Source organism: Ruegeria sp. BB5 (assembly GCF_056539405.1).
This window is the reverse complement of record NZ_JBQFUX010000003.1, coordinates 154,624-170,682: the sequence shown is the minus strand read 5'-3', so window position 1 is coordinate 170,682 and position 16,059 is coordinate 154,624. Positions and strand designations below refer to the sequence as shown.

General features: G+C 57.3%; 10 protein-coding genes and 1 tRNA gene. 6 read left to right on the top strand and 5 right to left on the bottom strand.

What is annotated here, in order from left to right; genetic code table 11:
- The first annotated feature begins 65 nt into the window (after positions 1 to 65).
- Both ACR0DL_RS10595 and ACR0DL_RS10590 read left to right on the top strand, forming a co-directional pair.
- Positions 66 to 1,181: a THUMP domain-containing class I SAM-dependent RNA methyltransferase gene (locus ACR0DL_RS10595; RefSeq protein ID WP_170361631.1), complete on the top strand. Its 1,116-nt coding sequence runs from the start codon at positions 66 to 68 to the stop codon at positions 1,179 to 1,181.
- Positions 1,182 to 1,295: 114 nt separating this feature from the next.
- Positions 1,296 to 1,372: transfer RNA gene (locus tag ACR0DL_RS10590), tRNA-Pro, on the top strand.
- Positions 1,373 to 1,417: 45 nt separating this feature from the next.
- Here ACR0DL_RS10590 and ACR0DL_RS10585 read toward each other — a convergent pair.
- From ACR0DL_RS10585 to ACR0DL_RS10570, 4 genes are all read right to left on the bottom strand, one after another.
- Positions 1,418 to 2,527, bottom strand: coding sequence for a lyase family protein (locus tag ACR0DL_RS10585; protein WP_480689022.1), 1,110 nt, complete (start codon positions 2,525 to 2,527; stop codon positions 1,418 to 1,420).
- Entirely contained in the window at positions 2,520 to 4,034 is a 1,515-nt protein-coding gene (locus tag ACR0DL_RS10580; protein ID WP_480689020.1) for a tripartite tricarboxylate transporter permease, read from the bottom strand. The genes ACR0DL_RS10585 and ACR0DL_RS10580 overlap by 8 nt, the downstream gene beginning before the upstream one ends.
- Positions 4,035 to 4,040: 6 nt before the next feature.
- On the bottom strand, positions 4,041 to 4,508 hold the full coding sequence (locus tag ACR0DL_RS10575; RefSeq protein WP_480689018.1) for a tripartite tricarboxylate transporter TctB family protein: 468 nt from the start codon (positions 4,506 to 4,508) through the stop codon (positions 4,041 to 4,043).
- Positions 4,509 to 4,573: 65 nt separating this feature from the next.
- On the bottom strand, positions 4,574 to 5,533 hold the full coding sequence (locus tag ACR0DL_RS10570) for a tripartite tricarboxylate transporter substrate binding protein (RefSeq protein WP_480689016.1): 960 nt from the start codon (positions 5,531 to 5,533) through the stop codon (positions 4,574 to 4,576).
- 103 nt (positions 5,534 to 5,636) lie between these two features.
- Between ACR0DL_RS10570 and ACR0DL_RS10565 the strand changes: the two genes are divergently transcribed.
- From ACR0DL_RS10565 to ACR0DL_RS10555, 3 genes are all read left to right on the top strand, one after another.
- Positions 5,637 to 6,554 carry a LysR family transcriptional regulator gene (locus tag ACR0DL_RS10565; RefSeq protein WP_170412152.1) on the top strand — a complete coding sequence of 306 codons (918 nt, stop codon included), beginning with the start codon at positions 5,637 to 5,639 and terminating at the stop codon, positions 6,552 to 6,554.
- Between the two features lie 324 nt (positions 6,555 to 6,878).
- Positions 6,879 to 8,609: a type I secretion system permease/ATPase gene (locus ACR0DL_RS10560; protein WP_170350011.1), complete on the top strand. Its 1,731-nt coding sequence runs from the start codon at positions 6,879 to 6,881 to the stop codon at positions 8,607 to 8,609.
- Complete coding sequence (locus ACR0DL_RS10555) at positions 8,599 to 9,915, top strand: HlyD family type I secretion periplasmic adaptor subunit (RefSeq protein ID WP_480689014.1); 1,317 nt, start codon at positions 8,599 to 8,601, stop codon at positions 9,913 to 9,915. Before ACR0DL_RS10560 ends, ACR0DL_RS10555 begins: the two co-directional genes overlap by 11 nt.
- Positions 9,916 to 9,927: 12 nt before the next feature.
- Here the strand turns inward: ACR0DL_RS10555 and ACR0DL_RS10550 are convergent, their stop codons facing one another.
- Entirely contained in the window at positions 9,928 to 11,967 is a 2,040-nt protein-coding gene (locus ACR0DL_RS10550) for a beta-propeller fold lactonase family protein (protein WP_480689012.1), read from the bottom strand.
- 156 nt (positions 11,968 to 12,123) lie between these two features.
- Between ACR0DL_RS10550 and ACR0DL_RS10545 the strand changes: the two genes are divergently transcribed.
- On the top strand, positions 12,124 to 16,020 hold the full coding sequence (locus tag ACR0DL_RS10545; RefSeq protein ID WP_480689010.1) for a beta strand repeat-containing protein: 3,897 nt from the start codon (positions 12,124 to 12,126) through the stop codon (positions 16,018 to 16,020).
- Positions 16,021 to 16,059: the final 39 nt, after the last annotated feature.

Genomic DNA, 16,059 nt, shown 5'->3' with positions numbered 1-16,059 from the left:
GTTTCCATTTTAGCGCCCAAAAATTGCTGGTCGCGCCCAGTGCCCTTCCAGTGTAAGCACGCCCAATGGAACAGACGCGCGAATTTGAGATTTTTCTGGTGGCCACCCCCGGGCTTGAGGCGCCTTTGCAGGCCGAAGCCGTCGAAAAGGGATTCGCAGATGCCAAAATTGTACCCGGCGGGATAAGCTGCCATGGCGGTTGGCCCGAGGTTTGGCGAGCAAACCTGTGTCTGCGCGGCGCCAACAAAGTACTGGTCCGGATGGGTACATTTCCGGCAGTACATTTGGCGCAGCTCGACAAGCGGGCGCGCAAGTTCCCCTGGTCCGATTTTCTGCGCACCGACATCCCGGTCAAGGTTGAGGCGACAAGCCGGAAATCCCGCATCTATCATGCCGGGGCCGCCCGCCAAAGGGTCGAGCGGGCGATCTCCGAAACGCTGGGTGCGCCGATTTCGTCCGACGCCGGGCTGCGCGTGTTGCTTCGCATCGAAAAAGACATTTGCACCTTCTCGGTCGATACCTCTGGCGAGCCCTTGCACAAGCGTGGCCACAAACCGGCGGTGGCCAAGGCCCCGATGCGCGAAACCATGGCTGCTATGTTTTTGCGCGAATGTGGTTTCGACGGGGCTAAGGCTGTTCTGGACCCGATGTGCGGTTCGGGTACTTTCGTTATCGAAGCGGCCGAGATCGCAGCAGGGCTAAATCCGGGCCGATCCCGCCGTTTTGCCTTCGAAGACCTGCACGGATTCGATTCGCGCGCTTGGGCCGAACTGCGCAAAGACGGACCGCCGGTAAACTTGGACACTGTCTTTTACGGCTCGGACCGGAATGCCGGGGCCGCCGAGGCCGCCGCCACCAATGCCGATCGAGCTGGGGTTGCCGCACACACCCGGTTTCAGTGCCGGTCGGTCAGTGACATCAAGCCGCCACCGGGCCCCACGGGTCTGGTCATCGTCAACCCGCCCTATGGTGCAAGAATCGGGGACGAGAAACGCCTGCGCTCTCTGTACGGCAGCCTGGGCAAGGTTCTGATGTCGCGGTTCAGCGGCTGGCGGGTGGGTATCGTGACCAGCAATCAATCACTAGCCCGGGCCACGCGCTTGCCTTTGCTCCCTGCCGGGCCAGTCGTCGATCACGGTGGCACGAAAATCCGGCTGTACCGCACGGATCCTCTACCCTAATTGCTAATGCAGCGGTGGCGCAAAGGACAGTTTCTGCTGGGCACGAAATCCTGCATTTGGTCCCATAATCCCCTTGCACATCCGATTCCTCGGGTATAGATCACCCGCCACGGTCGGAGTGTAGCTCAGCCTGGTAGAGCACTGTCTTCGGGAGGCAGGGGTCGGAGGTTCGAATCCTCTCACTCCGACCAACATCACCTAACAGACTAGCAGATCTAAACGGTGCAACCGCGTCTCTATTGGTGATGCGTTTGCTGTTCGGCAATAAGTTTGGCCGAGAGCGATCTGCTCATCGCGTCCGTATCAAAAACCAAGTTTTTTAACATCCGTTCCAACCACTGCAATGCGCCCGAGGTCAGAAGAAACGTCTCGGGCACCGTCACCCATTCAGCAATCCAAACGCCACCGGATCGTTCGTGTTCATGCAGGGTCAGTTCGCCTATTTGCTCGGCGCGTTGGCGCCCAAGGCGGGCTACGGCTTCGCCGAATTCCGATGCACGTTGGTTTCGTTTGTGGGCCATCGCGGAAGACGCGCCTTGACCAGGTTCCTGAACCTCAAGGAATTCTCCGATGTCAGACGACGACAACTGATTGACGTTATGTGCAATTTTACAAAGCGTCCCGCACAGCGCACCTAGGGCAGTGATGATGTCAGCCACCCCGTCCCGCGCATTCTGCCAATGAGGCTCGACCACATTCAGTCCAAGAGATGCGGCGATACCTTGTTTGATGCGCTGACCGGTCCCGTTTTCATAGCCACGCAAATCGCCAACAGGTCCACCAATCTGGACATTCAACCCACGTCCTGACGCATCTTTCAGCGCCTGTGAACGACGTTCAAGTTCCGATCGCCAAACCAAAAGCTTTGTGGCCAGCTGAATCGGCACTGCGAATTGCCCGTTTGTGCGACCCATCATCATTGTGTCGGGATGAGAAGAAATATGATGATCAATGGCCGCGATAACGCCATCCAGAGCGTCTTGAACAAACTCTAGCCCCAGCTTCATCTGCAAAGCCATCGCAGTATCCATAATGTCCTGTGTGGTAGCACGGAAATGCACATAGGCGGCGTATTCCGGAAGGAGGGTGCGCATCTGTTTAACCAATCCGACAATCGGGCGACCGACAAACATCATTTCCTCTTGCAGATCGGGCTTGTTAAGATCGCAGATTGACAGGGAATTTATTGCCTTCGCCGCCTCAGCTGGGATCACGTTGGCCATTGCCTGATGCTCGGCTAGCACCTGCTCCACGCGCAACCAGGCCGAGATGACTGTATGTTCCGACCAGATGGACCGCATGTCGGCGCTGGAAAAACAATCCCGGTAGATACCATAATCAAGCATCTCCAAGCCCTCCTTGTGCGATCCGGCGCTCTTTGACGATACCGCGAATTCGGATTGCCATCGCCGCTAGCCCGACCAGCAGGAACGCAAGCGCGATGGGGCGCTCCACAAAGACCAACGCCCCACCTTCGGACATCAGCAACGACTGGCGAAAGGTTTCTTCCGCGCCTTTGGCCAACACAAAAGAGATGACGAATGCGGCAACATTGAAATCAAATTTGCGCATCAGCCAACCGGCGAAACCTGCAACTGTCATGACGGTCACATCAAACATCGACCCACGTGCGGAATAGGCAGCCACAAACGAGGTCAGAAAGATCAGCGGATAAAGAACATTGGTCGGTATCTTCAGGATCAACCGCGCAACCTGCGTAGCCCCGAAATAGCCGATCAGACCGTAGGCAAAAATGCCAAGCATTCCACAGGCGAACAGTTTATAGACCAGTTCCTTATCCGTAAGGAACAGGGTCGGGCCAACCTGAATGCCGTGGATCAGGAAAACACCCAGCAGGATTGCACCGATGGTTGAACCCGGAATACCAAGCGTCAACAGAGGTGCCATTGATGGGCCGGAAACCGCGTTATTGGCGGCCTCGGGCGCGGCCACGCCTTCCAGCGCGCCCTTGCCCCACATTTCCGGGTTTTTGGCGCGGCGCTTGCCTTCACCGTATGAGATGAACGCGGCAATGGCTGAACCCAGTCCAGGCAGAACACCGATGCCCGCACCGATGAACCCGCCTCGGAAAGCGTGCGGCAGGCAGGGTTTGTACTCTTCCCATGTCAGAGTGTTTCCGTCCGCCGTGCTTTCGTTCTCTTTGGTGTCACCCGTGGCTTTGCGCCGGGTTTCAAGCTGTGCAAAGACCTCACCCAGAACGAATACGCCGATCATCAGCGGCACAAGACCGATGCCGTTGGACAGCTCGAATGAGCCGAACGTATAGCGTTCTTCGCTTGAAATCGGATCCAGTCCGACCATTGCAATCAGGATGCCCATCAGCGCCGACGCCAAACCTTTGACGATGGAGTTTCCGATGACCGATCCAATCACCACAAAGGCTGCAAAATAGATGGCGAAGGTTTCCGGCGGGCCCAGTTTCAGGGCAATGGCCGCAATGAAACCGACGCCAATGACCAATAGAATGTCACCCATCAAATCCCCGATGATCGATGAGATTGTCGCCACCTTCATCGCTTTGCCTGCCTTGCCGGCGCGTGCCAGCGGATAGCCGTCAATCTGGGTCGCCGCGCTGGCCGCAGTACCGGGCGTATTGAACAGGATCGCCGCAATCGACCCGCCATAGCGGCCGGATTTTCCGATCACATAAAGAAAGGCGAGCGCAAAAATCGGCGACATGTAAAAGGTAATGGGCAACAGCATGGCAATCGCAGCCGATGCCGTGAGGCCGGGCGTGGCACCCACGATCATGCCAACAACCGCAGCAAGGACAATTGCAAACAGCAGCGTGGGGTCTGTGATAACCGAAAGAAGTGCGGGAAAGATTTCCATAGTGGATTACCCCTGAATCCAGCTCAGCAGATCGAAAACCTCGCCATAGGGAGGGTAGACGCCGAGCAGGACAAAAAAGATGAGATGGAAGATCAGCGGGCAAAGGATGACAGACACGGCCAGCCCGATCCGGCTGCGCACACCGAAAAAGTAGAGGACAAGTGGTGCGACAATGGCCGTTGGCAGTAAGTAACCGAACCAGCGGAAGGATTGTTGATAGATCAGAGCAATGATGAACAAGCTAATGATCTGCAAGGCCGCGCCATTATCTTGTTCGTGGCTCGCTCCACCCGTCGTCTGACGTGCTGCACCCGCCAGCATAAGGCCCGAGAGAAACAGCAGGGCAACTGCGGCAGAGAACGGCACAATCCCGGCCCATGTATCCCCTGGAGATGCCGCAGGCACCTGCCAGGCGCCCCAGATGGCAAAAATCGAAATGAGGGCAAGCACCAGACCTTCTGCATAGGCACGCATGACGATCCTCTCTATTTTCCGTCGTTAGAATTGGGCCGGGGGATGATCCGCCGGCCCCAGGAGCTTTAGTTGGTCAGGCTTTCAACCAAGGGGGTGGCGTCTTCTTTCATCGCCGAAAGCGCCGCCTTGGCCTCCGCACCGCTCTGATAGACCGGGCCGGTCCCGCGTGAGGCGAGAAGTTCGGCGAATTCCGGCTTGGCAGCGATCTGTTCGAGCGCGGCCTCCATCGCGGCGACCACCTCTGCAGGCGTCCCTTTCGGAGCAAACACGATTACTGGCGAGGATACTGCAGCAAATGGAATACCCAGCTCCCCAAAAGCGGGCACCTCATTCATAATGCCGTCACGCTCCTGACTGTTGACCGCCAGCGCGCGCAGTTGTTCTTCAAAACCTGCCAGTTGCTGAACTCCAAGGAAGCCGAAATCAGCCTGTTCACCGATCAGCGCGGCACGGGTCGGCCCGCCCCCTTTGAACGGCACATCCTGAGCTTCGATACCGTTATTGGCCAAAAAACCCATGCCGCCAACGTGATGGAAACCACCGCGGCCCGAATGAGCCCACCGCAATTGGCCGGGGTCGGCCTTAGCGGCATCGATCACATCCTGAACGGATTGAAAGGGGCTGTTGACCGGAACCATCAATGAGGTCTGCAACTGGCCTACCTGTGCAACGAAGTCAAAGCTTTCCAATGCGTCGATATCGGTATCGCGGGTCATGGTCGACAGCAAGAACGACCCCCCCGACGTCATCATCATAGTGTACCCGTCAGGACGCGCGCCAACGACTGCATTGGCACCGTTCAAACCACCCGAACCGGGTTTATTCACAACAACCACAGGCACGTCCAGAATACCTTCGGCAGCGGCCGAGATAGCGCGCGCATAAGCATCTGTGCCGCCACCCGCCTTGTAGGGGACAACAAGGTTGATCGGGCGTTTCGGCCAATCCGCGGCAAAGCTTGCTGTAGCTGTGGCGGTGACGGTAACTGCCGCGATGGCAACACCAAGAAGAGTTCTGCGTTTCATGAGTAACCTCCCAATTTCACTTGGGATCAAATTACGCGATTTCTTCAATTGTAAAAAATGCAAAGGTGTTATCTACTCTTGCAAATTATGAAAGAATAGAAGGATGAATATCAAAGCCCTACGCGCGTTTCGCGCTACTTTATCCGAAGGATCCCTTGTCGCCGCCTCTGAGATTCTCCATCTCAGCCAACCTGCTGTCAGCCGTTTGATCACCGGGCTTGAGGCCGAGCTGAAATTGACGCTTTTTGATCGCAGTGGCCGCAACCTGACACCGACGCCGGAAGGGTTGGCCTTTTACAAAGAGGCCGGCAGGATTCTGGACAATCTTGACGAAGTTCCGCGCATCGCAGCCGAGATCAAAGCGGGGCGCACCGAAACGCTCCGCATTGTGACGATGCCCCGGATTGCACAATCCCTGTCCGCGCCTGCGGTGGCACGGTTCATGCAAGAGAACCCCAGCACCAATGTAAACCTGGATGTCCGGGCAAGACGCGAGGCGGGAAAATGGCTGGCCGGGCGGGAATACGATATTGGAATTGGGGCGTTGCCCGTCGATCATCCCGGCATCGTCTCCAAACCCCTCTTCCGAGTAAAAGCGCAGGCGGTTTTGCCCGCAGGCCATCCGCTTTCATCCCGAAGTCATTTGACGGCGGACGATCTTGCCGGGGAACCCGTTATACGTCTGATGCATGGTCTGCTGTTGCGGGATCAACTGGACGACTTCTTTCGTTCCGCCGGTGTGACGCCCAGACAAACCTGCGAAGTCGCCGCCTCGCAGCTGGCTTGCGCGCTGGTGGCAGAGGGCGCGGGTGTCACGATCGCGGATGAATTGGTGGCCGCTCAGGTCGCGTCCGCAAACCTCACGCTTGTTCCCGTGGCCCCAGAGCGGTGGATGACCTTTGGGCTGCTTTATCCGGTTTCCGAAACAGGGTCCAAAACTCTGCCGCTGTTCGAAAAGGCCTTGTTCGACGTCGTCAACGAATTGGCACAGCAGAGTGAGACGCTTGAACCCACCAATTAAAGCAACCTCAGGAACCGAACACTGGCGACAAAGGGTCGTCCGATATGCGAAATGCGCGGCGGTATCTTGACGGTCCGACTGCCGCGGGGTCTCAAGTAGCTCGGTCCTTTAGCGGCGCGGCAACTGAACCCAGTATGATATGGGCATGAGCGTATGCGCGCCCACCAGCGGTCCTTTGCCTTGACTGCAAGTAGCTTTTCGCCGATCCACCAATTCTCGCATTTTCTCCGTCGTGCCATAGTTTAAGATGCGGCCCATCGCCAAAACTCTGGTCCGGCAGAGAATCAGTTACCAAAGGCCCTGTACGTGAATATTGAAAACCGCATGACACTGCCGCCTCGCCATGAGTTGCGAAATGTGCGCAATCGGGGCATTACGTTTCTGGCCCTGGCGTTTCTGTTCAGCATCTTCGTGAACCTTCTGATGCTGACCGGGCCTTTGTTCATGCTGCAGGTTTACGATCGGGTCCTGGGCTCGCGCGCAGTGGAGACGCTGACAGCCCTGTTTTTGCTAGTAGCTCTTCTTTATGGCCTTATGGCGATGCTGGATTTTGCCCGCGGCAGAATCGTGGCCAGATTCGGTGCCCGGTTCCAGTCTGAACTGGATGAACGTGTGTTCGACGCCACCCTGCGCCGATCACTTTTTCCACAAGCACGATCCGCTCCGGCCACGGCATTGCGCGATCTTGAGTCGATTCAGAACCTGTGTGCCTCGCCCGTTCTTTTGGCGGTGATGGATATTCCGTGGACACCAGTATTTCTGGCAGCAATCTTCTTGTTTCACCCGTTGCTAGGCTGGTTGGCCGTGGCGGGCGGGAGTTTGCTTATCCTGATCGCCTTGTTGAACCAGTGGCTAACCCACAGCAAGGTGGCTTCGGCACAAAGGGCGTCGGCCCAGGCCAACGCGTTTTCCGAACACGCAAGACAAGCGGCCGAAGTGGTGCGATCGCAAGGCATGCAAGAGGACATAACCCAACGCTGGCAGCGGCAGCGCACCAATGCCCTGCGTCAGACCATTGCCGCCAGTGACTGGACAGGCAGCTTTACCTCGCTGACCAAATCACTGCGGTTGTTTTTGCAATCAGCCATGCTGGCGCTTGGCGCTTGGCTGGTGCTGCGCAACGAACTGACGCCAGGGGCGATGATTGCCGGCTCTATCTTGTTGGGGCGGGCGCTGGCACCCGTTGAGCAGGCGGTTGGCCAATGGGGTATGGTTGAACGGGCCCGCACGGCCTGGAGTTCGCTTAACCGGTTTCTGGATGCGACCCCACCTGAAAAACCTCGCACCAAACTGCCTGTACCCGAGGCGCGGCTGACCGCAAAAAGCCTAACTGTCATTCCTCCGGGTGCGGACAAGCCGACGCTGCGCAATGTCGCTTTGCGGCTAGAACCAGGTAAAGCGCTTGGCGTCATCGGTAAAAGCGGCTCGGGAAAGTCGACGCTGGCCAAAGCCCTGTTGGGCCTGTGGCAACCTGCCGCCGGGGAAATACGGTTGGGTGGTGCAACACTGGATCAATATGATCCCGACGATCTGGGTCAGCATATTGGTTACCTGCCGCAGGAAGTTACTCTGTTCAACGGATCCGTGGCTGAAAACATTGCCCGCATGTCGGAAAATCCCGACCCTGACGCGGTTGTAGCCGCAGCAAAAATGGCCAACGCGCATGATCTGATCCTGTCATTGAGCAAAGGATATGACACATTTCTGGAAGGCAATGACAGCCAATTGTCGGGCGGGCAAAAGCAACGTATCGCACTGGCCCGCGCCCTTTACGGCAACCCGGTTCTGTTGATTCTGGATGAGCCGAACTCGGCCCTGGATGCCGATGGGACCGAGGCGCTGAACGCCGCTGTTCGAGGTCTGAAAGAGGCCGGAAAATCAACCATCATCATGACCCACCGTCCTCAGGCAATTTCGGAATGTGACGATCTGGCCGTTGTCGAAAACGGGCAAGTTGTGAAATCCGGCACTCGGGATGAGGTGCTGGGTGCAATGGTACAAAACGCTGGCGCCATCAAACGCGGCCTCAGTCAGGTGAAAAAAGATGCAGGATAAGACGGGTAAAGACACGCGCCCGGTGTGGCACATCACGATACCAGCCTTGGTCGGTTTTGTGGCCTTGCTGATTTTGGTTGGCGGGCTTGGCATCTGGTCCGTGCAAACCCGACTGGCCGGGGCGATCATATCGCAAGGAACCATCGAGGTTCAAAGTAGCCGACAGGTAGTGGAACATCCTGATGGTGGCGTTGTGGGCGAAATTTTCGTGCGAGACGGTGACGAAGTCGCTGACGGAGATATGCTGGTCCGTTTAGATGATACATTTTTGTCTTCGGAGAGAACCATCGTTGAATCTCAGCTTTTCGAACTGTTGGCGCGTAGAGCCCGATTGGTGGCAGAACGCGACAGTGGGGATGCCCCAGCCTTGGCAGCTCTGCTTGAAGAGATTCAAAAGCAGGACGATATAGATGCTGAACTGATTGCCGGGCAGCAACGCCTGTTCGAGGCCCGTCTGGAAACACTGGACCAACAGACCCAACAATTGGGCAAACAGCGGGTTCAGATCGACAGTGAAATCGAAGGAACCGAGGCACAGCTAGTGTCCTTGCGTCGTCAGGTGGAATTGATTCAAAACGAGCTGAAGGACCAACAAGACCTGTTACAACGTGGTTTGACTCAGGCCAGCCGAGTGTCCGCCTTGCAGCGGGAAGAGGCCAGCCTGACGGGCGAAATTGGTCGGCTTGAAGCTGCTGTGGCTCGCTTGAAAGGTCAGATATCAGCAACCGAGATTGAGATTGTCGAATTGACGGCCACGCGGCGAGAGGAGGCTATTACCGAACTGCGGGACGTTCAGACGCAGATCGCTGAATTGGCTGAGCGTCGTCTCTCTCTGGAAGAACGGCTGTCGAGATTGGACATTCGCGCACCCGTTGCGGGTACGGTCTATGGCAGTCAGGTTTTCGCCCTGCAATCGGTGATCCAACCCGCCGAGCCGATGATGTATGTTGTACCCCAAGACACGCCCTTGCTGGTGGCAGCGCGCGTTGATGCCATCCACGTAGATCAATTGCATATTGGGCAACCAGTGGCGTTACGGTTCCCCGCATTTAATCAACGTGAGACGCCTGAGATTGACGGGCGGGTAGTCACCATCTCGGCGGATACATTCACTGATGATGCAACTGGTCAGACATTCTACCGCGCCGAAGTCGCCCCCGAAGACAATCAGATCGAACGGCTGAACGGGCAGGCCCTTTTGCCGGGCATGCCGGTGGAAACCATGATCAAGACCGACGAAAGAACCCCTTTGTCCTATATGGTCAAACCCATGGCCGACTATTTCAACCGGGCTTTCCGTGAATAATGGGCTGCGGTTTCAGACCGGTTCGAGGTTGCCCAGAAGGATCGAAGTCATATCGGTGCTAATCACATTGTCGACCACAGTGACATCGACACCGGTTTCATAACTGACATTGATCTCGGTAATCCCGGACAGGTCTGCGTCATCATCAAGGAAAACCCATTCCGCTTCATGCGCGGTGGGCAGACCTACGGCAATTTGCAAAATAGCCAGCGCATCCAACGCATTGACCATTCCGTCCTGTGTAATATCGGCCGCGATCAAGTTCTCGGGCGTGGCCGGACCCCAGGTCGGGTCCAACCCGACCGACATGCGCAAGACCTGCAACGCATCCAACGCTGTGATCTCATAGCTGGCCGTCGAATAGGTCTTGATGATATCCAACTCCCCCTCGAATGTGCCTGACGGCAAATCCAGATCGAACCGCCCCTCGTCATCCGCCCTGACGCTGATGGTTCCGCCGCCATCCGGTGTAAATCGAATCTCAGCGTCCGACAGGCCAGGATTCGCGGTTTCGGAGTTGACAGTCACAGTGCCCTGCACCCCATCCGAGCTGCCAGGATCCAACCCACCAAAATCGCCAAAATCGACAGGGATATGATCCGGCCCGCCAAAGCCCGCACCAAAGACTTCGGCGATGGTCAGGGGCCCTCCGGTTGAAGAGTTGATCACAATGACCTCATCGAGAAATTCAATCTGCGCCCCCTGCGCCGTGGCTGTGAACATCAGTTGCCCTGGAGTGCGCAGCAGCGGATAGTCGAATAAATCCAACCGGTCGGTTCCGGCCTGAAAACCGTTAATTGTTGTGGGGTCACTTCCGTATTGCATAACAAAGATATCCGCGCCGGCACCCCCATGCATGGTTGTTGCGCCGATACCTGCGATCAGAATGTCGTCACCTGCGCCACCCATCAGGGTTGTTTCGAGGATACTGCCGCTGAGCAAGTCATTCTGCGCAGTTCCCGTCACCGTACCAAAGCCATCGCGCACGATGCCCAAATCCGCAATCGAAACGCTGAGTTGCGTCAAGCCTTCATCCTGTTGCGCGCCGACAAGAATCTGAAGCTCGTCCCCGACATGGGCAACACTCAATGTTTCGACATTCTGCAACCCGCTGTGAATAGTGTCGGCAAAGCTGTTCTGATGCACCAATTGCCCGCCAGGTGTCAGCGTGAAAAGGGAAACGCCATCATCGCCGCCACCAGCAACAACAAACACATGCCCGTCAGCCTTGATCACGGCCAAATCCTGAACCGTTTCGAACCGTGTATGCAAGGAATCCAAAACATGATCCGTGGGGATCAATCGCCCGTCACCCGCTAACTCCATAACGCTCAGCGAGTTGCTGCCTGCCCCTGCCTCAATGACCCAGGATTGGCCATAGGCTTGCACCACTTCGACCGCCGTCGGTGAAGCAATCCCTAAAGTCGCTAGCGCGTCGCTGTTGTCGACCACTGTCAGCGCACCGGTGTTTTGATCGACATTGTAGGTGCTGATCGTGCCGGTGGTCGCGTCGGCTGCAATCACGAAATGATCCGCCCCGGCTTGCAGAATTTGCATCGAATCAGCCTGCCCCGCGATCGACGCCGACAGGCTCAATGTGCCGTCCCCGTTCACGGTATAGGTTGCAATCTGCCCTGTCGTTTCGTGCGCGATGGTCAGGATATCGCCGAACTGCACTAGGGCCGAGATATCTCCGCCGCCGGTCAGTGTCCCCGTTTCCTGAAGCGGGCCTACGGTTCCATCTGGGTTCAGGTCATACCCGATCAATCCAGTCGCCGTACTTACATCCAGAACAAGCTGATCGTCTCCGGCCAGCGTTACAGGCATACCGATATCGCCAACCTGAAACGTGATCGTTCCACTGAAATATTCGGTGTCTTGCAATTGCGGCAGCGCACCTTCGACCAGCTTCCAAACCGCGATACCGCCGCCCGGACCGGTCACGCTGTACAGGTAAGTGACGTCATTAAGCGTTTTTAAAGCCGTATGGCCGATACCTGAATCGAGCGCTGCGCTCCCCGTTGCAACCACTCCTTCGAACTGAAGCATCATATCCAATCACCCCACGCCACACCTGGCACCGATTACAGGATGATCCGATGCCCAGTCCGAAACCAAAGCTGGAATGTGGAGAAAACGAGGAGTTCGGCTTCAGTTTAACTCAATTTTTTCTGGTCCGACCGCATGAGTCACCGAAGAGAAAGACAGATGAACAAAACCTGGATCCTTCGAGCGGATGCGGAAACCACATGTGAGGGCAAGATGACCAAAGAACCTGAATCCAAGATCAACCCGGCCGATGCTCAGCCTGATACCGAACGCAAGCGACACATCCGCCAGTGGATTGACGGCAAGATGCGCCGTTGGGCCGGACGTGGCATTGTTGGCGGGCTCGGGTCAACGATCCTCGCGCTGCCCGCCCTGGCGCAGGCCACAATCGAAGAGCTTTATGCGTTCCAATTCGCGGAAACGATTCCTGGCGTAAGATCCGTCAAGCTGTTGGACAATGGCGACGTTCTTTTGAAATTGGCCGATGGTCGCAAGATGGTTGTCGCCGCCGAAAACGTACAGGTGCTGGATAGTGGTGCAATCATGATCGCCGAAGACGCCGTGTCCGAAATTGCCCAGTTCAGCCTGGCAGAGGCCGGAGGCGCCGCAGCGGCAGGAGGTCTTAGCGGCGCAACCGCAGCGCTGGGTGGTCTTGGTTTGGCGGGTGCTGCAGCGGCTGCCGGGGGTGGCGGCGGCGGTGGCGGAGACGACGATACCGCGCCGTCACCCGCACCAGCGCCTGCACCGACACCCAGCTATCCGGTTCTCAACTTGGCAGGTTCGCAGGGCGACATGCTAAGCACGGCACGCACTGGACTGACTGCACCAGAGGGTACTGAAACTGTCGAAGTGACAATCGGATCGCTCACCAAAACCGTAACCCCCGAAGATGACGGAAGCTGGAGCCTTTCGCTGACTCCTGCCGAGGCCGCAACCTTGCCACAGGGCGTGCAAACCGTAACGGTCCGCAATCTCGACGCCGAGGGCGCGGAATTGTCAGCAGAAACAGTGACATTTGCCGTGGATACCATCCCACCGACCCTGACCATTACAGGGTTTTCGGACGGGGCGGTGATGAATGCCTCGGAACAGACCACTGATCTCAACGTAGTCGGGACAACGAACGCCCAGGATGGGCAAACCGTAGTCGTCACGATCAACGGACAACCCTTCACCGGTACTGTTGCTGGCGGACAATGGAGCGTATCGGTCCCTGCCGCCAATCTGGCGACCCTGCCGGACGGTGCCACGATTGCGGTCACCGCAGATGTCAACGATCAGGCAGGTAACTCGGCAACACAAGCCGATGCCAGCTTTGATACAGACTTTACCGCTCCGACGATTACTCTGGACCCTGTTGCCGGCGGGTCTATCGAATTGATCGATGTCAGCGCCGACCTGACCCTGACAGGGTCAACCACAGCTGTCGACGGTCAGACGGTTTCCGTCACATTTGACGGTCAAACATATTCAACCACGGCCACGGGTGGCGCATGGAGCGTAACAGTCCCAAGCGCCGATCTGACCGGGCTATCGACGGGTGTTCCGGCAACCGTCAATGTCACGGTCAGCGATGCCGCCGGCAACATTTCGGTCCCGGCTTCGGCTTCTGTTCCTGTTGATTTGACGGGCCCGTCTATCTCCGTTTCTCCGCTATCCGTTGGCGGGGTTCTCAACGCGGTGGAGCTTGGGTCCGATCTGACAATCTCGGGATCGACGGCCAATGTTGAAGACGGCCAGCAGGTCACCGTTACCTTGAACGGCCAAACCTATACAGACACGGTCTCGGGCGGGAGTTGGAGCGTGACAGTTCCGGCCGCTGACCTGGCATCCCTGGCTGACGGAGGAAGCTTTGCGGTGACTGCTGACGTTTCCGATACCGATGGGCTGGCAGCACCTCAAGCCAGTGTTCCTCTTGCCAAAGATGCAACCGCCCCGACCCTGTCCATTGACAGTTTTTCGGATGGCGCTGTTCTGAACGCAACCGAGCAGGGAACAGACTTGACCATCACCGGTTCGACCACGGCCGAAGATGGGCAACTCGTGACGGTTTCGATGAACGGTCAAACCTATACCGGGGCGGCCTCGGGTGGCGCATGGTCTGTCACTGTTCCTGCGGCGGATCTTGCCGCCTTGTCTGACGGTGTCACCATTCCGGTCACGGCAGACGTGTCCGACACGGCGGGAAATCCGGCGATCCAGGCCAGCAACAGCATTGATACAGACTTTACCGCCCCTTCGATCAGCGTCACAGGCCTGTCGGATGGCGCCGTCATGAATGCCGTGGAACAAGGCACAGACCTGACTGTCAGCGGTACCTCTGACGCCGCAGACGGCACGGTTGTCACGGTCGAAATCGCCCGACCCGACGGAACCGTGGATGTCACGGGCACCGCTACGGTCAATAGCGGCAGTTGGAGCTATACAGCCTCGGCTGCAGATCTTAGCGCATTGCAGGATGGCGTATCATATGATGTCGATGCTTCGGTAACAGACGCGGCAGGCAACAGCGCGCAGGACACCACAAGCTTTGCCACCGATTTCACTGCTCCGAGTGTGACTCTCGACCCCTTGCCGATTGGAACCGAATTGGACGTGACCGAGCAGGGCAGCGACCTCACGATCTCGGGCACAACCAGTGCCGAGGATGGGCAAACCGTCTCCGTCAGCCTGAATGGCCAAACATATACCGGCACCGCGTCGGGTGGTTCCTGGTCCGCAACCGTCCCTTCCGTTGATCTGGCGGCCCTTGCAGACAGTACGGGCTATCCGATCTCAGCCAGTGTAGCCGATCAGGCCGGAAACCCGGCCACCTCGGCGACCATCACATTGACCACTGACCTTCGGCCCGTATTGACCATAAACCCTGTCGGTTCAAACGGCGCTGTGTCGTTGGCCGACGCGCAGGCGTCAGGTGTAACCGTATCGGGCACATCTGTCGGACTAAGTGCAGGTCAGGCGGTAGACGTCACCCTGAACGGCAGCTCCATCGGTTCTGCAACGGTCGCCGCAGATGGAAGCTGGTCTCTGGCTGTTCCTGCCTCGGATTTCTCGGGGATTAACGCAGGTGACGACCTTGATTTCGCCGCCGACGCAACTGTTACCGGCGGTCCGGACCCCCTGACCGCAAACGATGACAATACGGCCCATGAACCAGCCGCCTATGTCATCACACAGGCCGGAATCAGTGGAAACACCGTGACATTCGAGATCTACGCAGATGCGGATCGGGATATCTCAAGCGGTCTTGCCATGACGGCAGAGCTGGGCTTTGACCCATCCGTCGTAACCTTCGACACTGGGTCGGATGTGGGCAACGGGGCATTCGATTTCTTCGTGTCCAACCCGATCGGAGGGAACGTGATCCGCTTTGCCGGTGCAGCAACCACCTTCACGGATCTGAACCAGCCTCTGGTTACATTCGAGATGACCGTTGTTGACCCAAATCAGCCCATCGAGTTGACGATCACGACCCCGGATGGCGGTCCAAGCGTCTACCAGATTGGCACCAGCGGTGACGACACATTAGTAGCCTCTGATGTGGATAATTTTATCCGTGGTCAAGACGGTGATGATGCGATTGACGTTTCGGACGCTGGGCGCGACGTCATCATCTTCGAAGCTGATCCAGCCGCAAACGGCGTCGATACAGTGACAGGCTTTACAATTGGCACCGCGGCCGAAGTGTCTGATGCCGTGATGTTCAGCGGCCTAAGCTTCGGAACACTTCGCGGAGATGGCACCGATGTCGAGACACTGGCCGTCGGTGACGCCATCGGCGCAGATACCGGGGTAGTCGGTCTGACTACGGTATTGGGCGACCTGTCTGAGAACACGATCGAAACTGCAGTTGAAAGCCTGACAGGGATTCAAACTGGCGACGAGATATACGTGATGGCGACGGATGGGACCGACAGTGTGCTGGTCAAAGTCGACTATACCGCCCCGAACTCTGCAACGGTTGAAACCGTGGCGCAATTCTCCGGATTGGATGACCTAAGCGGTTTGAGTGCGGACAACATCCTGCACACCGACCCCACCGGGGCCACAGCCTGATCAGAAATTCGGCTGCCGCCGTTTCTGGCGGCAGTCATT